Source organism: Vibrio sp. F13, from assembly GCF_020806305.2.
GTDB lineage: Bacteria > Pseudomonadota > Gammaproteobacteria > Enterobacterales > Vibrionaceae > Vibrio > Vibrio crassostreae_C.
Window position 1 is genome coordinate 680,572 of the sequence record NZ_CP170176.1, and the last position, 21,089, is coordinate 701,660.

The 21,089-nt window shown below is 45.1% G+C and carries 21 protein-coding genes and 1 pseudogene; 13 read left to right on the top strand and 9 right to left on the bottom strand.

The genetic code is table 11. The features are described from left to right. Window positions 1-107: 107 nt before the first annotated feature. Window positions 108-455 (bottom strand): DUF3316 domain-containing protein, encoded by a 348-nt coding sequence (locus tag LMH68_RS17985; protein ID WP_229648209.1) that lies wholly within the window; start codon window positions 453-455, stop codon window positions 108-110. Window positions 456-664: 209 nt separating this feature from the next. Here LMH68_RS17985 and LMH68_RS17990 point away from each other — a divergent pair, with 209 nt between their 5' ends. After that, window positions 665-1,534: a LysR family transcriptional regulator gene (locus LMH68_RS17990; RefSeq protein WP_229648210.1), complete on the top strand. Its 870-nt coding sequence runs from the start codon at window positions 665-667 to the stop codon at window positions 1,532-1,534. Window positions 1,535-1,648: 114 nt separating this feature from the next. On the opposite strand, the gene LMH68_RS17995 is transcribed toward LMH68_RS17990, so the two are convergent. Further along, window positions 1,649-3,310 (bottom strand): methyl-accepting chemotaxis protein, encoded by a 1,662-nt coding sequence (locus tag LMH68_RS17995; protein WP_102332211.1) that lies wholly within the window; start codon window positions 3,308-3,310, stop codon window positions 1,649-1,651. A 275-nt stretch (window positions 3,311-3,585) separates the two neighbouring features. Here LMH68_RS17995 and LMH68_RS18000 point away from each other — a divergent pair, with 275 nt between their 5' ends. From LMH68_RS18000 to dgcA, 5 genes are all read left to right on the top strand, one after another. Next, on the top strand, window positions 3,586-4,098 hold the full coding sequence (locus LMH68_RS18000; RefSeq protein WP_017061674.1) for an RNA methyltransferase: 513 nt from the start codon (window positions 3,586-3,588) through the stop codon (window positions 4,096-4,098). A gap of 87 nt (window positions 4,099-4,185) precedes the next feature. Continuing rightward, complete coding sequence (locus LMH68_RS18005) at window positions 4,186-5,022, top strand: SGNH/GDSL hydrolase family protein (protein ID WP_065584089.1); 837 nt, start codon at window positions 4,186-4,188, stop codon at window positions 5,020-5,022. A 95-nt stretch (window positions 5,023-5,117) separates the two neighbouring features. After that, entirely contained in the window at window positions 5,118-6,008 is an 891-nt protein-coding gene (locus LMH68_RS18010; RefSeq protein WP_229648211.1) for a LysR family transcriptional regulator, read from the top strand. Window positions 6,009-6,099: 91 nt separating this feature from the next. Next, complete coding sequence (gene dgcN / locus LMH68_RS18015) at window positions 6,100-7,107, top strand: N-acetyltransferase DgcN (RefSeq protein ID WP_229648212.1); 1,008 nt, start codon at window positions 6,100-6,102, stop codon at window positions 7,105-7,107. Window positions 7,108-7,164: 57 nt separating this feature from the next. After that, window positions 7,165-8,151, top strand: a complete 987-nt coding sequence (gene dgcA / locus LMH68_RS18020; protein WP_229648213.1) for an N-acetyl-D-Glu racemase DgcA — start codon at window positions 7,165-7,167, stop codon at window positions 8,149-8,151. A 94-nt stretch (window positions 8,152-8,245) separates the two neighbouring features. Here the strand turns inward: dgcA and LMH68_RS18025 are convergent, their stop codons facing one another. From LMH68_RS18025 to LMH68_RS18040, 4 genes are all read right to left on the bottom strand, one after another. Then, on the bottom strand, window positions 8,246-9,034 hold the full coding sequence (locus LMH68_RS18025) for an HAD-IIB family hydrolase (RefSeq protein ID WP_102393449.1): 789 nt from the start codon (window positions 9,032-9,034) through the stop codon (window positions 8,246-8,248). Between the two features lie 78 nt (window positions 9,035-9,112). Further along, complete coding sequence (locus LMH68_RS18030) at window positions 9,113-9,268, bottom strand: DUF3012 domain-containing protein (RefSeq protein ID WP_017061679.1); 156 nt, start codon at window positions 9,266-9,268, stop codon at window positions 9,113-9,115. Between the two features lie 240 nt (window positions 9,269-9,508). Continuing rightward, entirely contained in the window at window positions 9,509-9,865 is a 357-nt protein-coding gene (hpf, locus tag LMH68_RS18035) for a ribosome hibernation-promoting factor, HPF/YfiA family (RefSeq protein WP_017061680.1), read from the bottom strand. 337 nt (window positions 9,866-10,202) lie between these two features. Beyond that, on the bottom strand, window positions 10,203-10,460 hold the full coding sequence (locus LMH68_RS18040; protein WP_229648214.1) for a hypothetical protein: 258 nt from the start codon (window positions 10,458-10,460) through the stop codon (window positions 10,203-10,205). Between the two features lie 57 nt (window positions 10,461-10,517). Between LMH68_RS18040 and LMH68_RS18045 the strand changes: the two are divergent. Then, window positions 10,518-10,745: pseudogene (locus tag LMH68_RS18045) on the top strand (hypothetical protein); the annotation flags it as partial. 413 nt (window positions 10,746-11,158) lie between these two features. After that, on the top strand, window positions 11,159-12,589 hold the full coding sequence (locus LMH68_RS18050) for a YfcC family protein (RefSeq protein WP_229648215.1): 1,431 nt from the start codon (window positions 11,159-11,161) through the stop codon (window positions 12,587-12,589). Window positions 12,590-12,710: 121 nt separating this feature from the next. Here the strand turns inward: LMH68_RS18050 and glgC are convergent, their stop codons facing one another. Beyond that, window positions 12,711-13,931 (bottom strand): glucose-1-phosphate adenylyltransferase, encoded by a 1,221-nt coding sequence (gene glgC, locus LMH68_RS18055; protein WP_017069804.1) that lies wholly within the window; start codon window positions 13,929-13,931, stop codon window positions 12,711-12,713. 401 nt (window positions 13,932-14,332) lie between these two features. Between glgC and ompW the strand changes: the two genes are divergently transcribed. Together ompW and LMH68_RS18065 are read left to right on the top strand one after the other, a co-directional pair. Then, complete coding sequence (gene ompW / locus LMH68_RS18060) at window positions 14,333-14,980, top strand: outer membrane protein OmpW (RefSeq protein WP_065584094.1); 648 nt, start codon at window positions 14,333-14,335, stop codon at window positions 14,978-14,980. Between the two features lie 202 nt (window positions 14,981-15,182). Beyond that, on the top strand, window positions 15,183-17,000 hold the full coding sequence (locus LMH68_RS18065; protein ID WP_229648216.1) for a choice-of-anchor I family protein: 1,818 nt from the start codon (window positions 15,183-15,185) through the stop codon (window positions 16,998-17,000). 108 nt (window positions 17,001-17,108) lie between these two features. Here the strand turns inward: LMH68_RS18065 and LMH68_RS18070 are convergent, their stop codons facing one another. Beyond that, a complete protein-coding gene (locus LMH68_RS18070) occupies window positions 17,109-17,828 on the bottom strand; it encodes an SDR family oxidoreductase (protein WP_229648217.1) in 720 nt (239 codons plus the stop codon). 210 nt (window positions 17,829-18,038) lie between these two features. Between LMH68_RS18070 and LMH68_RS18075 the strand changes: the two genes are divergently transcribed. Then, a complete protein-coding gene (locus LMH68_RS18075; protein WP_061025933.1) occupies window positions 18,039-18,944 on the top strand; it encodes a LysR family transcriptional regulator in 906 nt (301 codons plus the stop codon). A gap of 69 nt (window positions 18,945-19,013) precedes the next feature. Here the strand turns inward: LMH68_RS18075 and LMH68_RS18080 are convergent, their stop codons facing one another. Continuing rightward, the gene (locus tag LMH68_RS18080; RefSeq protein ID WP_004733017.1) at window positions 19,014-19,352 is read right to left on the bottom strand and encodes a winged helix-turn-helix transcriptional regulator; all 339 of its coding nucleotides are present in this window, start codon (window positions 19,350-19,352) and stop codon (window positions 19,014-19,016) included. Between the two features lie 105 nt (window positions 19,353-19,457). On the opposite strand from LMH68_RS18080, the gene LMH68_RS18085 reads away from it, so the two are divergent. Both LMH68_RS18085 and LMH68_RS18090 read left to right on the top strand, forming a co-directional pair. Beyond that, entirely contained in the window at window positions 19,458-20,225 is a 768-nt protein-coding gene (locus tag LMH68_RS18085; protein ID WP_229648218.1) for an SDR family NAD(P)-dependent oxidoreductase, read from the top strand. A gap of 135 nt (window positions 20,226-20,360) precedes the next feature. Further along, window positions 20,361-21,014, top strand: coding sequence for a cupin domain-containing protein (locus tag LMH68_RS18090; protein WP_017064919.1), 654 nt, complete (start codon window positions 20,361-20,363; stop codon window positions 21,012-21,014). Window positions 21,015-21,089: the final 75 nt, after the last annotated feature.

A 21,089-nucleotide genomic window follows, 5' to 3' on the forward strand; every position in this document is an offset into this window, starting at 1 on the left:
GTGAACGACAAAAAGCCCGCACTCTATGAGTGCGGGCTTTCTTTTTGACTAGGTGATCAGTCTTTTGACTAGGTGATCAGTTTTTAGACCTGATCAATCACTCAGTGTTAGCTGCTAAGACCGTCTTTGTATGTGTAACGGTAGTCAACTTTTACGTTCGCTTGGTAATGAATGTCGCCGTTCATGTTAGTGATCTTTTTCACTTCCATATTTACATCATCAATCTTGAACGAATCGTATTTGGTTGTCTGTTGGAACTGTGGCAGTTCTCTTGAAAGCTCAAAAGGTGTTTTTGCGCGTAACTCATCCATAAGGTTGGTGCCTGCATCGTATGCTTCGACTTCACTAGCATATGTGTCAGATTTTAGCGTTGTTTCTTGAATTGTTGTTTTAGTTGCTGCAAACGCAGTGGTGCTGAGTACAAGAGTTGATGCAAGTATGATTAACTTCTTCAAAGGGATACCTTACTTTGTTGTACCAGTGTTTTAGAGATTCTCACCCTAGCAATAGGGGATGAGGTTAATGTTAGGACAAAAATATGGTTCTGTAAGGGAATGACTATAGGTGCCGAAGATTAATGCACAGCGCATATCAAGCAAGGTGACACTGATATCTAACTTCAATACACTGTATGGGTAACCAAAGTTCAGCATAAGGTAAAGGCATGGCCAATTGGGAAGGGGTAAGTGAGTTTGTTGCAGTGGCAGAGCGTGAAAGCTTTACTGGTGCGGCGCAGAAGCTCGCTACGTCGGTGGCTCAAATCAGTCGTAGAGTAGCAAACCTCGAAGAACGACTCGCAGTGAAACTGCTCAATCGAACGACTCGAAAGGTGTCTCTTACAGAGGCTGGGCAACTCTATTACCAACAATGTAAGTTGTTGGTCGAAGGTTTAGAAATTGCTGAGCTTGCGGTCACGCAGATGCAATCAACACCCAAAGGCTTACTGAAAGTCACCGCGCCTGTGACTTATGGTGAGCGCCAACTCGCCCCAATACTGCATCAATTCTTAAAGCTTCACCCGCAAGTAGAGCTTGATCTGATGCTGACCAATCAAAAGCTCGATCTTATCGATTCGGGTGTTGATGTTGCGATTCGTCTTGGCCGCTTGGAAGACTCAAGCCTTGTGGCAAAGAGGCTGTCTCAACGCCAACTTTATGTATGTGCAAGCCCTGAATATATTGAACGTTATGGCGAGCCGCATACATTATCAGAATTAAATAATCACCAATGTTTAGTCGGTGGATTTGAACATTGGCGTTTCAAAGAAAATAGACGCCCTCGCTCAGTTCGTGTTAACGGACGCATTAAGTGCAACAGTGGTTTAGCCTTGTTAGACGCAGCTAAGCAGAGCATTGGCTTGGTGCAGTTGCCTGAATACTATGTGAGTGAAGACCTTGATTCTGGTGAGTTGGTTGAGGTGCTGTCCGATTATCGAGATGACAAAGAAGGGATCTGGGCGCTTTATCCTCAGAACCGCAACTTATCTTCAAAGGTTCGCCTGCTGGTGGACTTCCTTTCTGAGCAATTGGATTAGTGTATGGCTTAAAACCTCCACCGATAAAAACGGGCTTCAGAATAGAGATTCTGAAGCCCGGCGTGTTTTAGGATTAATTATCGTTTGATTACGGCTTACTAGACCGAAAATGTATTAGACGGTGAAGCGATCCACCAAGTGATACAGCTCATTTGCACGACTGTTGAGGTTTTGGCTACCTGTACGGTTTTGATTCGCGAGTTCTGCCGATTGTGAGCTTTGGTCAGAAATCACCACGATGCGTTGAGATATTTCTTGTCCTACAATATTTTGCTGTTCAGTGGCTGTCGCAATAAGCGAGTTCATGTCCATGATGGTATCAATCGACGCTTGGATCTTCGCCAGTGCTTTGGCTGCGGCATTCGCTTCTTCCACGGTTTGCGCACTTCGGTTTTGACTTGAATCCATCGCTTTCACAGCAGCATCTGAGGCAGCTTTAAGTTGCTCAATCATCTTGTGAATGTCGCCAGTGCTTTCTTGAGTACGGCTTGCCAGTTTACGAACCTCATCGGCAACCACAGCAAACCCACGACCTTGTTCGCCTGCACGTGCAGCTTCAATCGCGGCATTCAACGCGAGTAGGTTAGTTTGCTCGGCAATGTCTTGGATGACCGCCAACGAAGAGGAGATATTCTGCACATCACCTTCTAAACGAGACACGACAGTGTTGGCTTCTGATACTTCGCTCGCTAGGCCTGCCACCGAATCTGCAGCGGCGTTTACTATCTGTTGCGCTTCTTTGGCATTGCCCTCTGCAAGTTTAGCGGAATCCGCCGCTTGGCTAGCGTTGCTCGAGATCTCTTGCGCCGTTGTGGTCATTTCAGTCATCGCCGTTGCAACTTGTTCAGTCTCTTCACGCTGACCAGTGGCAATCTCGTCGACCTGCGCAGCGCGAGAAGACATGCTAGATGTCTCGGCTACGACTTGCTGACCGACATCGCTTACGCTGCGAATGATGGTTTGAAGGCTTGCCACGAAGGCGTTGAAGTTCTCGCTGAGCTTAGTGAACTCAGGCGCTTTAAATGTTTCCATTCGAGCGGTTAAATCGGCTTCGCCACTCGCGAATGCGTTGATTGAACGATCAAACTGCTCGAGTGGTCGCATGATTGTGCGGTTGACGGCAACGGCAAACGCAGCAACTACTAGGGCAATCAAACCACAGAATATAGCGATCGCCGTCAATGAGCTTTGTAACGCGACATTCGAGCTCTCTTTCATCTCTGCGATTACAGCATCGATGTCGTCAGTATAGAAACCTGTGCCTAGCATCAAGTCCCACTGGGGAACGAATATCGAGTAGCTCAGTTTCGGTAGAGCTTCTGATTGACCAAGTTTTGGAAAGTAGTAGGTGGTGAACTCACCAAGCTTTGAGTTCTTGATCAAGTCACGAATCAGGTAGTTGCCTTTTTTGTCTTGCAGGTCGTAGTAGTTTTTACCAATGCCATCGTTATTTTGCCCAACAACTACTCGAACGCCTTTAGAGTCGTAGCCAAAGATGTAGCCAGACTCGCCATATTCGAGAGTTCTTAATGTCGGTAAGGCTTCTTCTAATGTTGCACCTCTTTCCAAGAACGGGCTAATAGAAGATTGAGCCATTTGCAGATACGCTTTAAGTTCCTTTTCTTTCATCGCCATCATATTGCTACGCGTCGATTCTACTTGTTGTGCGGTTAGCTCGGTGCTCTTCATATACGTCACGCTCATCATCCCAATTGCCATCAGTAGCAGTGGAATAAAAGAGAGAATATAAAGGCGGTTTTTGATGGTTAGGGTCATGTCACGCTTCCTGTGTGATTGTCTCATGCAATTTTCAACACATTATTAATGTGGTTTCAAAATGTAAATGGGCTTGTTGTTTAATTGTTATCCTAGAGTGTTTTTGTTTTATAAATATGATGACGGTTAGGTTTTTGGGGTGAGAAGCCTTGCAACTAGAGGCTTAAGCGCGAAAAAGTGAGTTTGTATCGATGCTTTTGAATTCGACGCTGCTTTGTTAGAATGCGACGCTTTGTAGCACCCTGCTATGTCTATTCGTTAAGTGAGAAAGATTCATGAACAAAAGCCATGTGACTATTGGTTTAACTAACCCAAAGAGCCCGACAAACGTTGGTGCTGTTATGCGTGCGGCTGGTTGTTACCAAGTCGACGAAGTTAAATACACAGGGCAACGCTACGAAAAAGCCGCAAAATTCCACACCGATACTAAGAGTGCTGCGCGTACTATCCCGTTGACTGGTGTTGAGTCGTTTTTAGACAATCTTGATCCAGAAACTAAGATCGTTTGCGTAGAACTCGCAGAAGGTGCAACACCACTACCGCGTTTTAAACACCCAGAAAATGCCATTTATATCTTTGGCCCTGAAGACGGCTCTATTTCTCAAGATGTCGCCGACAGAGCCGATCATGTTGTGTACGTACCAACAGTTGGCTGCATGAACTTGGCAGCGACAGTGAATGTGCTGCTTTACGATCGTCTTGCTAAATCTGATGAAATGGATGAGAGCAACGAACTGATTAAGAAAAGCCGTGATAACCGTAACCATCTGCTAATCAAAGAAAAGTAATTCTCTGCTTCTAGTGTTATCTATCCCGTACGCAATCGGATATTATCTTGAGTTCATCACCAGATAATTGAAGGGTTAGATAACACCATGGAAGACAAGCAATTACTTGCCGCGCTGCAACAACACCCTGTCCTCGATCTGTATCAGTTATTCCAAGAAGTTGGTCAAAACTGCTCTCTGTATGCATTACTAGAGAGGTTATCTTCCCTTAAAGAACATCATCAACTGAGCACACGTCTTAGTCCTTTTAAACCGCATATCGAAGGGTTGTTGGCTCAATTTGATAGTACCACGCCAGATAGTGACATTCTCAAAGCGGTTGCTCTTCAGTCTGAGATTCAACAACGAGGCCACAGCATGAGCCGTTACATCATGACATCAGATAACCATCGCCATTTTTCCCCAAGTGCAGACCTAGTCATGTTTGGTGATTCGATCACCGAATGGGCCCCGTGGGCGGATATCTTTCGCGATGTTTCGATGGTCAACCGTGGCTTAGCGGGTGACACCACAACTGGCATGTTGCGCCGTATTGATACCACGTTGAATGTGAAGCCAAAGCTGGTGTGTTTTATGGCAGGGATAAACGATTTAGCTCAGGGTTATGATGTCGACCATATCTACCAGAACTACATTGATATGCTTAAGGTGTGGCAAGAAAATGAGATTCGCATATTGGTGCAATCAACGCTTTATGTTGGCTCTAAACTGCAAGGTTTAAATCCGTCGGTTGAACTGCTCAATAGCAAGCTAAGCGAGTACTGTACACAGCAAGGCATTGCGTTCTTAGATGTGAATTCAGTATTGTCACCTAATAAGCTGTTGTCGAACGAGTACTCGTGTGATGATCTGCATTTGAATGCGAAGGCTTATCAAACTTGGGCTGAGATACTTCAACCTACGATAGCTGAGCTACTAAAATAGACTCACGCAAAACGCTAGCTAGACCGATAAACAGCTTAGCTAATACAAGAAAAGCCAAACCCTAGATTTGTTTCGCGAACCATAAGGACATCAATGTGAACCTAAGACAATTGGAAGTCTTTTACGCCATTATGCAGACCGGAACCGTATCTGGAGCCGCGCGCAGCTTGCATGTGTCGCAACCAAACGTGACCCGTATTTTGGCGCACACGGAGCAACAACTTGGGTTTGGCTTATTCGAACGAGTTAAAGGGCGGTTGGTGCCAACGGTTGAGGCAAAAACCTTACTGCCAGAAGCGGAAAAGGTGTATCAGCAATTGGGGCAATTTCGATCTCTGACCAACAAAGTGAAGCAAGGCCATCAGCATTTACGCATTGGTGCGCCGCCGATACTGGCGACTAAATTACTAACTCAGGTAATAGCCCAAATGTCTCGGGAACAAGAGCTCTCTTTTGAGTTGCTGACTGCAAACCGTGATGAGCTGTGTGCTGGGTTATTAAAGCATGAGCTTGATATTGCTATCGCGTTTGGCGATGAAGCACCGCCTGCGATATTAAGTGAAACGCTATTAACCGAATCACTAAAGGTTTTGGTTCCTTCCAATACGGTTGATCATTTCCCCGCGGAATTAACGTTAGATGATCTGATCAATTATCCGCTGCCAATCATCGGGCTCGATAGCCGCGATCCATTAGGCCTCCTGTTACATCAACGCCTTATTGCACGTGAGCAGCATTATCACCACCCGATATCTGTACGTGGGTATAGCGCCGCTGCGGAACTGGTCAAGCACCAAGCGGGGTTTGCGATTGTTGATCCGTGGACGGCAGAGCAATATCAAAATGACGATGCGGTCTGTGTGTTGCCGCTTCAACCAGACATCCAATTTTCGGTATCGATGCTTTGCGCAGAGCACACCCCTCAGTCGATTTCCGTTAAGCAATTTATCGCTTCATTGAAGAGCCATACCCACCCTATAACTTAAGGTTATAGGCTCGCCATAAATAGGCATTCGGCAGCTTCGAAGTTCTTAATTAAAGTAAACCCATACAAGGGCTTATTAATTAGGAATACTCATGTCGATCGCTCAACCTTACCTTCTTTTTCTTGGGGATGTTACTGACCCACTCGCTGCAAAAACAGCTCGCGGTATTCATCAATGGCGACCAGAAATCTGCCTAGGTCAACTGCGTTTAACGGGTGATACCGTTTCACTGGGCTTAACGGATATGACCCTGCAAGAGGCGCAAGCGCAGGGCGCGAAGACGCTAGTGATTGGTACCGCAAATCCGGGTGGTGTTATTCCTGATTCTTGGCAGTCAACCATTATGGCCGCTGCAGAAATGGGATATGAGATTGCATCTGGCATGCACCAACGATTGAGTGAATTTTTACCGCTTGCTGACATGCAGCAACAAGGATTGACTAAGCTTCATGATGTACGCCATTTTGACGGTGTTCTTAATGTTGGTAACGGTAAGCTTCGTCAAGGTAAGCGCCTGCTTACTGTCGGAACTGATTGCTCAGTAGGCAAAATGTTCTCGGCATTAGCGATTGAAAAGTCGCTTAAACAAGCGGGAACATCCGCTCAGTTTAAAGCGACAGGGCAGACAGGTATTTTGATTGAAGGCAGCGGTATTTCGATTGATGCGGTGGTTGCGGATTTTATTTCTGGCGCAGTTGAAGCGATTAGCCCTGATTTTACCGACCACGATTGGGACATCATTGAAGGGCAAGGCTCTTTGTTCAACCCTTCGTTTGCAGGCGTGAGTTTGGGTCTTTTACATGGCGCACAAGCTGATGCCTTAGTGCTGTGTCATGAAGTTGGGCGACCACATATTCGTAACCTTCCTCATGCTAAATTACCAAGCATAGAACAGACGATTGAAGTCAACTTGCAAGCGGCGCGACTGACTAATCCAGACGCGAAGCTGGTGGGTATCTGCTTGAACACGTCGGCGATTAGCATTGAAGAGGCTGAGACATTGTGCCAAGAATGGACCACACTCTATCAAGTGCCAGTGACGGACCCAGTGCGCTTTGGTGTACAACACATTACTGATCATTTGCGACATTCACTTTAACGACTTCATCATTTCTACGTTTCCATTTGTTAAAGTGAACATCAACCGAGTGAAATTATGAAGATTACAGCTGAACCCATTATTATCGCGATGCAAACGCCTTTTCGCATCTCTCGTGGCAGTCGAACTGAGTGTCACGTTGTTCGTGTTTACATTGAACATGGTGGCAAACGAGCTCAGGGCGAATGCACGCCTTACCCACGATACGGCGAGTCATCGGAGTCTGTGTTAGCGCAAATCCAACAAGCGTCTAGCGCACTTGAAGCTATGTTTGAACGAGGCGTTACTGATCCGGCAGAGCTAAGAGATCATCTTCAGTCTTTATTGACCGGAGGGGCAGCGCGCAATGCGGTCGATTGTGCGCTTTGGGATTTTGAAGCTCAGCAGAACGACCAGACGTTTCCGAATAGCTTGTTTGAGTTGCCTGCTCAAATCGTGACTGCAATGACAGTCTCGATTGGCACGGCAGAAGGCATGGCGACTCAGGCTCGAGACTATGTCGCGAATGGTGCGAAACTTCTGAAAGTGAAGCTTGACGGCGAGCAGGTGGTAGAGCGTGTTCGCGCGGTACGAGAAGCTGCGGCAGATGTTCAAATTGTATTGGATGCGAATGAAGCGTGGACAGGATTGAATCTCGAAGAGTTGTTCAATCAACTGGTAGAATTTGATATTGCGATGATCGAGCAGCCGTTACCCCAACAGCACGATGCCTCATTGGCGCACATCAAGCACCCGATACCACTGTGTGCTGATGAAAGCTGTCATACCACTTCGCAACTTTCATCTTTGTTAGGCAAATATGAAATGGTCAACATCAAGCTCGATAAAACAGGTGGTTTGACCGAAGCATTGGTACTTGCTGAAGAAGCTCAAAGGCTAGGATTTACGCTGATGTCGGGTTGTATGCTCGGTACATCGCTGGCGATGCGTGCAGCTCTGCCTATCGCCGTTCAATCTGAAATCGTCGACCTCGATGGCCCAGTCTTACTTGGTCAAGATGTAGCACCATCACTGACTTATCGAGATGGGATGATTATTCTCTAAGTTCGTTGAGCCCGTTTAATCGATGGACATGACATGAATGAAATCGTATGAGTGAAAACTTGTGCGATTTTTGCTTCAAAGTCTGAGCGATTATCTAAATTACTTCACTTTTAAGCCTCAGCAGCGCATCCACAAATTCTGCAAACCCATAGCCACCAGGCTGCGACATGACCCTGCTTGGATGATGCTCTAGCTTATCCCAATAATGTTGAATGTTTGCCACGCCAACGGTAAGTGGAAGTGATTCGAACATCTGCTGATCATTCATTGAATCGCCGACATAGCAGGCTTGATTGTGGATTTGCTCAAGCGATAAGCCTTTATTAGCCAGGAAACGGTGCACGGCGTTTTTCTTTGAGTGTTCGCCGTACCAAGCGTTGATATGAATCGAACTTGCCGTCGCGTGTGCGCCTAAAGCGTGTATTCTTTCGAGTACCGCTTGAACAGTTTCAGGATCAACAGGCTTACGGTTTTGGCCGATATCAATCGCGACCTCACACAAGCGGTAAGATTGATCCAAAGTTAGCGATAGGTCGGGGTAACTCAACAAGATCGCTTCAACTTCTTGTTTTAGCTTAGCTTGGTTCTTACGCACTTGTTCTAGCGGTGTTTCAGATGAGAGTTGTAATGCATCATCTTGCTTCTCTAGTAAGAAGGCGCCGTTTTCTCCAAGCACGGCATCGACAGGCCAGAGCTGCGCAATATGGTCACACCAACCAGCACAGGCTCCCGTTACAGCGACCACTTTGATTCCATTGTCTCTCAGCTTTTGTAACACAATCAGGGTTTCTGGAGGGAGTGAACCTTGCCAAGTGAGCGTGTCATCGACGTCGGTTAATACCCATTCGATGTGCTTCCAGTTGTTGTCTAGTTGGTGTTCCATTAAAACTCACTTATTCCATGGATTGTTTTACACAGAGCGTATTAATTCAGCCCAATGTAGAATTAGAAGCTAACGTGATTAGAAAATACAGTGTTTAGCAAAATCGCCCGCTTCATTAGCCGTCCAGTCACCTTTAGGCTTTTCTTTCATATCCGCACACCAAGCTTCACTGCCAACCTCGGTACAAGCCATTAATTGAGTAGCAAGGAAAAGTATCAACGCGATTTTCTTCATAATAAACATTCCGTTGTGGTCTAAATTTCTGCTTATAACTGTATCAAATCCCACAAGTGATTGTTATAGCTGCTAAGAACTTAAGGGCGTTAATAATGATGTGGGGTTGAGCTGAATTCGAGGGACGGTAAAGAAGCGAAGGTTTGCTTGGCTTTAAGATCGAAAAAGCCAGCAACGTATGCTGGCTTTGAAATTCTTAATAAGTTTCTATTCGTTATTTCGCTTTAACTACTTATCGATTTATACCAATTTCATCTCTTGGATGATGTCCGAAGCAATCTCTGGCTTCGTGCTTGTTGGTTTCTCGTGTAGGTCGGCTTTCAATTGTCCCTTACGGTTACTTAGGCCCGCTTCAAGTTTCTTAAGTGCTGCAGCGATAGCTGGGTACATAACATCGTCTGTCGATTTTGCTGTTACTCGTACACCTTCGTAGTTGGTGAATACTTCAACCTGATGTTGACCGTGTTCTTTAGTAATGATGATGTCGCAACTGATCAGTGATGGGAAATGGTTAGATATCTTCTCGAATTTACCTTCGATGTCTTTGCGTGACTCGTCGTTAATTGATACATGATGTGTTTGAACATTTATTTTCATAAATCATACCTTTCCAATGACTGTGTCATTTAAACGTAGCAAACATCGCATAGATTAACCAACTGAGAATTAGCACATGTGTGATTGACTTCAGTGTTATCAAATATTCTCTTGTTACTCCCTTGAAAGTCCGATGAACTGATCGCATATTATGTTTCGTGTTTTAAAGACGTGTTCAAAAAAACTCCATCCTTGATAATTTGCGCTAACCTACAGCGAATTCCCAGTGAATCTCTCTTTATCGGTTTTATAATTCCGAACTTGTCACTCCATTGATTTTCTTTCCAGCTCACTCACTTTTTCTTCTTTGATTAAAAACTCAGCTTAAGTTACTAATTTATAGACACTCAACTGCCCACTCCATATTGAAGTGAAACTCTCCTGCTGTGAGTTGAGACTCGGGTATGGTAATGCGTGCTCGAATATCGACTTCTTTATTGGATGCCAGTTGATCGACAGGAAATTCGACGCCCTGACGCCAATAATTAATGTCACCTTCATAGCGAACCGGCGTTTCGACTTTGAATCGCACAAGTTCTGAAATGCGAGACTCATCAATTGAGCCTAGATCAATATGTTGCAGTTTGAGCAACAATCGAGAATCTTTGCGATTGGACTCAAGCTTAAGCGTTATCGCTCGGCCATCGTATTCTCGGCCACTGAATTTAAGCCGTTTAAGCGTATTAAAACCATCAAAGCCATTAAGATTGATGCAGAAATGCTGGAGCTGTTAGGCAGTGAAGATGGCAACACGGCGATGATCAAAGTGAGCTGGGATGAGAAGGGAATGAAGGTCTATAAGGATGGCTACTTAGCGGATTATGAGTACGGGATTGCCCCTCATGAGATGCAAGAAAACTACGAATTAGCACCTAAGTAACTCGATTCGATTGCAGAAAAGCGCCTTACTTATTAGTGGGCGCTTTTCTTTTGCTCACCAAAGCATGACGAAACTCACTCTTTTCTGACAATTAATGACTCGTTGTGCTAGTATGCGCCGCTTGTCTTTGTAATTGATAAAAAACGCATTACCAAAACAGACTTTTCTGTTTACCTGCTTGTAATGACCTCATTCAGTTTGGCCTGACTTGGCTGAACATCTGCATTTTGCTCGGACGCAAAGAGAGTAATACTCACTACTTCACTATGTACATTTGAGAGCACCATCTATCAAAGGCCTTTTTGAAACAACCTAAATTAGCGCGAACTTAGTTCAGCGTGAAGGGTTTCGTTTTTCCAAAAATCCCTCCGGCGGCTAAGTGAACCTTAGTTGCTGACAAATAAGGAGTCTATATGACGACTACGGTATCTACATCCGTACCTACATCTCAAGCTGCTAACGCAGCGCCCACAGAGAAAGAAGTAAACCACCCGTTTCTCTCTTTGGTTATCATGGTGATCGTTGCTGCAATTGCAACTTACTTCATCCCTGCTGGTGAATTCGAGCGAGTGGTCATGAATGGCCGCACGGTTATCGACCCAGACAGCTACACACAATTGACCAGCAACCCAACAACATTAGCCTCTTTTTTCGAATCATTTTTTAAAGGCTTCAAATCCGCTTCTGGCGTGATGGGCGTTGTGGTATTTGTGGGTGGTGCTTTTGGCATTATCAAACACATGGGTCTGTTAGACGCATCCGTTGTTGCACTAACTACTAAGCTAAAGAAGCAAGGCTTATACGTGATTGCGCCTGTGATCATGACGGCGATCTTCTTCAACGTTACCTTCACCGGTATGCGTGAACTTGATGTCATTTTTATCTCTTTGATGATCCCGATCTGTATCAAGCTTGGCTATGACGCGATTACGGCACTTGGCGTTGTTTTACTGGCAAGTTGTGCCGGTTTCGCGGCCGCTTTGGCTAACCCATTCTTTACGGGTATTGCACACACTATCGCTGAACTGCCTATGTATTCAGGCATGTGGTACCGCTTTATTGTTGGTATGTTCATGTTGTTAACGGGTGCATGGTATGTGCTTAACTACGCGCGCAAAGTTAAGCAAGATCCGACCAAAGGCTTGTTACACGGCACGGGTTACCACTATGAATCAAATGTTGAAGCGAAAACACTGACCACACGTGAAAAGCTTGCGGGCATCGCGTTCTTGGGCGTATTCGCATACATGATCTTCGGCACGTTGACGATGGGGTTCGGCTTCACCGAGATTGCGGGTGCATTCGTGGCGATGGCTATTATTCCGGGTTTGGTGGCGGGTTTATCTCCGAACAAGATCTGTGAGTATTGGACCAAAGGTGTTAGCGACGTATTGATCGCGGTACTGATCATCTTCTTTGCGCGTTCGGTGTTGACCATCATGGAAGACGCGAAGATTGTCGACTCGATTATCTACTATCTTGCGCAGATCATTTCAGGCAGCTCTAAGCTTGTTGCGGCGGCAGGTATCTACTTCTCGCAGGCTGCGATCAACCTGTTTATTCCATCAGGCAGTGGCCAAGCGGTGATCACCATGCCAATCATTATTCCGTTGGCAGATATTGGTGAAGTGACTCGCCAAGTGGCAGCACTGGCTTCTCAATTGGGTGATGGTATCTCTAACTATATTTACCCAACTAATGGTGGCTTGTTAGCGGTATTGGCTATTGCAAAAGTGCCTTACACCAAGTGGGTTCGTTTCTTCTTACCACTGTTCTTGTTCTGGTCGGTAGGCGCTTTGGTTTCTGTTGTGATTGCTCAAATGATTGAGTTAGGGCCTTTCTAAGGTTTCTGTTTAATCGAATACATGGACAGTTAAGGCTTAACTGAAGCTGTGTGAGTAAATAAGAAGGCAGCGAATTCGCTGCCTTTTTTCGTTTAAAGAAAAGCTATTCCAACGTTAAAGGTTACTCTTCAAATTGGTAAGAAGAGGGCACCACAATCACGCCTTGTTTTGATATGTGGAAGCGTTTCGCATCGGCAAGGCCATCAAGACCGATCTGGGTTCCGTCAGGCACCTTAACGTTCTTGTCGATGATGCAGTTTTGTATGTGGCAATTTTTTCCAATCTCAACATCTTCAAACAGAATACTATCAATCACAATCGCGGCATTGCTGACTTTCACTTTCGGGAAGAAGATTGAGTTTTGCGCTGAGCCACCTTCAATCACTACGCCATTCGCGATCATCGAGTTGATGAAAATCCCTTGATTTCCCTCTACCGAAGCAATGGTTCGTGCGGGTGGCAGCTGCGGTTCGTAAGTACGAATTGCCCAATCAGGTTGATATAAATCGATAGGCGAAGCTGGCTTTAACAGGTCCATGTTGGATTGGTAATAAGAGTCGATAGTACCAACATCTCTCCAGTACGCATCTTGGGTCACTCGGCCTTCTTCATCCCCAAACTTGTATGCGTAAACACTGTTGTTGCCCACCAATTTAGGAATGATGTCTTTACCAAAATCGTGGCTTGAGTCTGGATCTTCTGCGTCTGCCAATAATGCCTGTGTCAGTACTTCTTTATCAAAGATGTAAATTCCCATTGAAGCCATGCTTCGAGTCGGCCTACCAGGTACACATGCAGGGTAACGTGGCTTCTCGGTAAAGTTATTGATCTCTAGAGATTCATCTATCTCCATCACACCAAACTCTTTGGCTTCGTCAATCGAAACCTCCATGCACGCCACGGTTAGGTCGGCCTCGTTCTTTTTGTGCTGCTTGAGCATTGGCGCGTAATCCATGCGATAGATATGGTCACCGGATAACACCACCACATGCTTGGCTTCACTGCGTGAAAGTAGATACAAGTTTTGATAAATCGCATCGGCAGTACCGCTGTACCAGCTATCACCGGTTCGCATTTGTGGAGGAACATTGGTGATGTATTCGCCGAGCTCAGGGTTAAGCACCGACCAACCATCTCTTAAATGTTTTTGCAAAGAGTGAGATTTGTACTGAGTCAGCACCAAAATTTGGCGTAGCCCAGAGTGTAAGCAGTTCGCGAGTGTGAAATCGATGATTCGATATTTGCCACCAAAGGGTACCGCAGGTTTTGCACGGTTATCGGTGAGAGGGGAAAGCCGAGAGCCAACACCGCCGGCCAGAACGATTGTTAGAGTGTCTTGCATGATCAGAACCTCAATGTATTTATGATTATGAACATAGACTTGCAAGCACTAAGCCAAATGTAACTCATTGAATATTATACGAGGCGAGATTGATTCTTGTTGTTCTGCACCAAAATGATGCATGTGAGATATTGGCTTGCTCTATTTTGATCCAAAAAAGATCCGAATAGAGTGAATTGATTGGATTAACAAAATGACGCACGGAAAAGCTGCATTACAAAACTGTCAATAAAATGAAGGAATAAAGTGATCAGGTCGATATAAATTTACATAAATAATCACAACTTTTCACAAATTGATTTCCATCAATAAAGTAGGGTTATTATATGCTACCTTGCACGCAAAATAAGAAATGATTACTCATTCACCAATAAAAATTAAGCCCTCAAAAGGAAATTATAATGAAAAAAACAGTATGTGGTATTGCGGTTATTGCGGCTCTTATGTCAACCAACGTTCTTGCTCATAAAGAAGGTGATTTCATCATCCGTGCAGGTGCAGCAATGGTATCTCCTAACGATAGCAGTGGAGATGTTCTGGAGACATCGGGGTCAAAATTTGGTGTGGATTCAAACACCCAACTTGGATTGACATTTGGTTACATGTTTACAGACAACATCAGTCTCGAGATTCTTGCAGCGACACCGTTCTCCCATACAATTTCTACAAACCATGGTGGTTTAGGTGATATCGCCGAGACAAAACACTTACCACCAACGTTGATGGTTCAGTACTACTTCGGCGAAGCAAACAGCAAGTTCCGCCCTTACGTAGGTGCGGGCATTAACTACACTGTCTTCTTTGATGAAGAACTTAATGGCACTGGTAAAGATGCAGGCTTAAGTGACTTATCTCTTGATGACTCTTGGGGACTTGCGGCAAACATTGGTATGGATTACATGATCAATGAAGATTGGTTCTTGAATGCGTCAGTTTGGTATGCAGACATTGATACTACAGCGAAATATAAAGCGGGTGGAAAACAATACTCAACCGACGTTGATATCGACCCATGGGTATTCATGATTGGTGGTGGTTACAACTTCTAATCTCCCTATACAGTTTACTAAAGGCGCTCAAGCATCAGCCAGCTTGGGCGCTTTTTTTTGCTTGCTTGTTAATGAAATGCTCACTCCAACTTATTGTTGTTATGGGTGAAGCAAACTGATTGTTGTCATTTATTGTTAATGAAAGAGAAAGATAAGTGTCATAACAGCCCTCTATGATCGCGTTTCAAATCATGGAGGATATATGAATCGTAAATTTAATAAGCTGACACTATTACTACCTATTGCGGTAAGTTCTGCTCTAGTAGGGTGTTCTCAATCAACGTCAACATCACCAACGGCTGCTATCCCATCTCAAACGTCACTTGATGCTTTTAGCTTTCAATGCCAATCCATCGAGCAGCCAAGCGCTTCCAATGCTGAGGTAACCGGAATCAGTCTGGTTGGTCGTGCTATTGCCGACGCCCCGTTTGATACCTCAGCAGCCGAAATCGTCAGCTACGATTCATGTACCGATAAGCTTTATGTTGTGAACGCTCAAGCGCAGAAAGTCGATGTGTTATCAATGAACTCAGCTAGCGAACCAACATCTTCGGGTTCTATTGATCTTCAATCAGCGGCTGCAGCTTCGGGTGTTGATATTGGTGCAGCGAATAGTGTGTCGACTCATCAAGGATTAGTTGCTGTCGCTATTGAAAATGCCGACAAGCAACGAAACGGCATCATTGCACTTTATCGTTCAGACACGTTAGAGCTGATCACTACTTATACGGCTGGTGCATTACCGGACATGGTGAGCTTCTCGAAAGATGGTCGCTATATTGCCTCTGCAAATGAAGGTGAGCCGAATGCGGATTACAGCATTGACCCTGAAGGTTCAGTGACACTGGTGGATTTAACTTATGGTCCTCTGCAAGCAAGAGTCACGCAGATCGATTTTAAGGCATTCAATCAAGGTCAGCCTCGCCATGCAGAGCTGACCGACAAGGTTCGAATCTCTGCGCCGAATGCAACCGTTGCTCAAGATCTAGAACCTGAATATCTAACGTTTGCTGATAACGGAAAACTCTACGTTGCCCTTCAAGAGAACAACGCTTTGGCCGCGATTGATGTGGCGAGTGCACAAGTGGATGCGATTCTGGGATTAGGCGGCAAGCCTTGGGATAAAGCTAAGCTAGATGCATCAAACAAAGACAAAAACATCGGTAATCTCCAAAGCTACGCAATGTTAGAAGGCCTTTACATGCCTGATAGCATCACTAGTTACAGTGTGGATGGCAACACCTACATTGTAACTGCGAACGAAGGCGATGGCCGTGAGTACGGCATCAAGACGACGCAAAAAGTGTGTGATGATAAAGGGTTTGATTGGGATGGCGATGATTACCAAGGCACTGAAAACTACACCACAGAAAAAGACTTTTGTATCGCTTATGTCGATGAAGTGCGTGGCAAGAAGTTAGATGTTGACGCTAACCACCCATTAGCTGGCGCATTAAAAGACAATAAGCAACTGGCTCGCCTTAAGGTGATTAAGCCACAAGAAACACTTGTTGCTGACCAAAAGGTTCAAGCATTCGGTAGTCGTTCTTTCTCTATTTGGGATGAGTCTGGCGAGTTAGTGTTTGATAGCGGTGATGATTTCGCTCGAATCGTTCTTGAGCAAGATCCTGCAAATTTCAACAGCACCAATGATAACAACCAAAGTGGTGACGATCGCAGCGATGACAAAGGGGTAGAGCCTGAAGCTATCGAAGTGGCGGAGATCAACGGCAAGCACTATGCCTTTATTGGTCTTGAGCGCCAAGGTGGTATCATGGTTTACGACGTAACACAGCCTAAAAACGCAAGTTTCATCAGCTACTTGAACAATCGAGACTTTACACAGCCAGTGTGTACCAAAGTTGATGAAGACGGTGATTGCGACAACGATACTTACAACTCGAAAGCGGGTGACCTAGGCCCAGAGTCAATCAAGTATTTCACACGTTCAGGTAACCACTTTATTGCGGTTGGCAACGAAGTGAGTGGTAGCACATCAGTTTACCGCGTTGAGTTCTAATCTCGCTTATTGCTTAGCAATTAGATTGAATCAAAACAAAAGCGCCACGACTTGTTAAGTCGTGGCGCTTTTTTAGTTCATCGCTGATTTAGTAGCGATAGCAAAGGCTTATGGCTGTTGCTTAGTTGGTGCTAGAGCGATTTCACGGATACATACGTTCTGTGGTTGTTGGGAAGCGAATGATACAGCGCGAGCGATATCGTCAGCTGCCAATACGCCGCCCATGTCTTCTTTCCAAGAATCGTAACCGTCCTTGATCTCTTGAGATGTTGTGTGAGACAGAAGCTCAGTTTCAACAGCACCCGGTGCGATAGTGGTAACACGAACATTTGAAGCAGCAACTTCTTCACGAACGTTCTCAGAGATAGCGTGTACCGCGAATTTAGTACCACAGTAAGCTGCGTGGCTTGGGAATGTTTTCTTACCCGCAATAGAGCTGATGTTGATGATAGTACCTGTGTTGCGTTCCATCATCGGAGCAAGTACAGATTGCATGCCGTTTAGAAGGCCAATAACGTTCACGTCGAACATTGTCTTCCACTCTTGAGCGTCTTGAGTATCGATTTGACCAAGAAGCATTGCACCAGCGTTGTTGATAAGCGCGTCTACAGGGCCAAATTTCGCTTCACCTTGTGCGATTGCTGCATCAAAAGACGCTTTGTCTGTTACGTCTACTTTTACTGACAGTGAGTTTGGTAGGTTCAGCGCTTCAAGGCGGTCAACACGACGAGCTAAAAGTAGCAGAGGGTGACCTTCATCGCTTAGACGACGAGCGATTGCTTCACCAATACCGGAGCTTGCACCTGTAATTACGATTAGCTTTTTCATTTTATTTCCTCTGTATTTTTATTGCGTCGGTTGGCTACGACGTGTTGTTTAAGTGCATTCGAATCAAGTGCTTGTTGCCTTGCTTCGTTGCGATGGAGGTATATTAAGGAAAATAGCATTGTTGATATATAGCGCTTTACTTGAAACACTGTTGCTGTGGTGCAACAATAAAAGCGTCTATCTCATAACTTCATTAGTAAGCTGGCGACTATGCTCAATCAAATTAACCTGTCTGATATTCGCTCTTTCGTGCTTATCGCTCGTTTAGGTAATTTCACCAAAGCGGCTGAGGAGTTGGATGTGTCTCGTTCCCACGTATCACGCCAAGTGAGTAGCCTAGAAAAGCAGATGGGTGTGACACTGTTTATCCGCACCACTCGAACCTTGAGGCTGACTCACGCGGGGCAAGATCTGTACGCGAGATGTGAGCAAGCCCTCGATAACATAGACCAAGCGCTGATTGCTGCGGTTGATGATGTCGAAGAAGTACGTGGCGACATAAAAGTAAACTGTGTTGGCGGTTATCTGGGCGAGGTGATCATCGCGGATCTGGTCAATGAGTTCATGCAACTCTACCCAGACATCAGCATCAGTCTTGATTTCAGTAGTAACCGAGTCGACTTGATTGAAGACGCGTTTGATATCGCTTTTCGTATGGGGAGTCTTGAAGATGCGGGCTTTATCGCTAGAAAGCTATTGGATATTGAAATGGGAACACTCGCGAGCCCTGAGTATTTCGCTCGTAAAGGAAAGCCAAGTCATCCTAAAGATCTGATCCATCATGACTGCTTAACGGGATCGGTGCGTAAGTGGAGCTTTCAAGCGCTAGACGACACTAAGAAAACGGTCGATGTGCATGTGACGGGCAGACTGCAATGTAAAAATGGGCGAGTGTTGGTGCAGGGCGCGAAGTCGGGCAACGGAATTATTCGTGTTCCAACCATCTATTGCTTACAAGAACTGAACGACGGGCAATTGCTGCAAGTGTTTGAAGAATGGGTGGTGCCTAAGGTCGACTTTTCAGCGATCTACCATCGAGACCGCTATCAACCAAGCCGAATTCGAACCTTCATTGAATTTGTAAAAGGTCGCTTTGAGCAAATGCCAGTGAGCTAAGTGTGTTTGCTGTCTCCCGTCTCCTTCTTTTGTCTTCCGTTTTTTGACAATAGTTGGACTGGCTTGAACTTACATCTCGTCGATTTCGTTTTGTAGGTTTTCCAGCTGGTCTAGAATCAACAAAAACTTCTCGCCGAACGGAGTCACTTGGTATTCAACTCTTGGTGGCAGTTCGTTGAACATTTGCTTATCTAAAATCCCAAATTCTACATTTCGCTTCAAACATTCATTCAATACCTTGGTCGATAACCCTTCGACCGAGCGCACCATTTCACCAGGGCGATTAATGCCATTTGCGAGCAATTGGTAGACCGTTAGCGACCATTTACAGCCGTAGATGGTTTCTACCATGCGAGCTGAGCGCTCTGGTGCTGATTTTCTTGAAAAAAAGTTTTCCTGATTTTTCATAAAGATGTACCAATAAGTACCTACCTAACCGATTTGTACTTACTATTCATAGTGTTAGTTCAAAGCCTAAGATTACCACGTTCACATGACTTAGGAGATAACAAAATGAACTTCACTAAAAATGGTATTGCAGTCGTAATCGGTGGCACAAGTGGTATGGGCTTTGAAACAGCGAAGCAGTTAGTCGCTCAAAATATCCATGTGCTGGTTGTCGGCAATAACCCAACTAAGTTAGATAAAGCGGTGTCAGAATTGCAATCGTTAGGTCACGCTTCAGGTTGGCAAGCTAACCTTTATGATGATGCGAGTGTGTCTCGCCTTATCGAACACCTTGAATCGTTAGATGAAGGTATTGGTTACCTTGTAAATGCTGCAGGTTACTTCAACCCTAAAGCGTTTATTGAGCACCAAGAATCTGATTACGAGCAATACATGCAGCTTAATAAAGCAACCTTCTTCATCACTCAAGCGATAAGTAAATTGATGATCAAGAATGGCGGCGGCAGTGTGGTTAACGTTGGTTCTATGTGGGCGAAGCAAGCAATCAAAGCGACGCCATCTTCTGCCTATTCAATGGCTAAAGCTGGCCTGCATGCATTAACACAACACATGGCAATGGAGCTTGCGGACTACAACATTCGCGTGAATGCGGTTTCTCCTGCTGTTGTTAAAACGCCGATTTACGAATCTTTCATCAAACCTGAAGAAGTGGATCAAGCGCTAGAAGGCTTCAACGCGTTCCATCCTATTGGTCGAGTAGGTTTTCCGAAAGACATCGCTAATAGCATCTCTTTCCTACTGTCAGACAGTGCTGATTGGGTAACGGGTGCAATCTGGGATGTTGATGGCGGAGTGATTGCTGGCCGCAATTAATTAGGATTCTTTTTAGGTGGCTATCGCGCAGGCAAAATAGCAGCGAGATGGCCTCCTTGATCAGTATTCGCGTAGAATAGAAACGAGAAAGACAACAATAATAATTAAAACGATAATAAGAGTAAGGTCGCCATTATGTTCAACATGGACTTTTCAAAGAGATTGGTTATAGAAACCGAGACATTAGATTGGGTCGCAAGCCCTGCTAAAGGGGTTTGGCGTAAGCCACTTGAAAGAGAAGAGAAAGAATCGGGCCACACGACCAGCGTGGTGAAGTACGATCCTGACTCTTCGTTTTCTGAGCACCCACATCCGCAAGGTGAAGAGATCTTCGTATTAGAGGGTGTGTTCTCTGATGAAACCGGAGATTTCCCAGCGGGCACTTATATCCGTAATCCGCCGGGCAGCGCGCATTCCCCATCCAGCAAAAATGGCTGTACGATCTTGGTTAAGCTCAACCAGTTTGACGCGAGAGACTTAACTCAAGTTCGTATTAATACTTTGGAAACAGAATGGCTTCAGGGTATTGGCGGCTTACAAGTGATGCCACTGCATGAGTTCGAACACGAGCATGTCGCGTTAGTGAAGTGGCCGGTTGGCGAACGTTTTCAGCCGCATCGCCACTTTGGCGGTGAAGAGATATTTGTACTTTCTGGCACCTTTAAAGACGAACATGGTGAGTATCCAAAACACACATGGATGCGCAGCCCACACATGAGTGAGCATTTTCCTTATGTGGAAGAAGAGACGGTTATCCTAGTGAAAACAGGGCATCTGCCATTGGATTAAAGGAATGCTCAGTAAAAGATGAGAAAGCCGCATTATTTTGAACAAGCGGCTTTTTTTAGTTTTTATATATGAGCT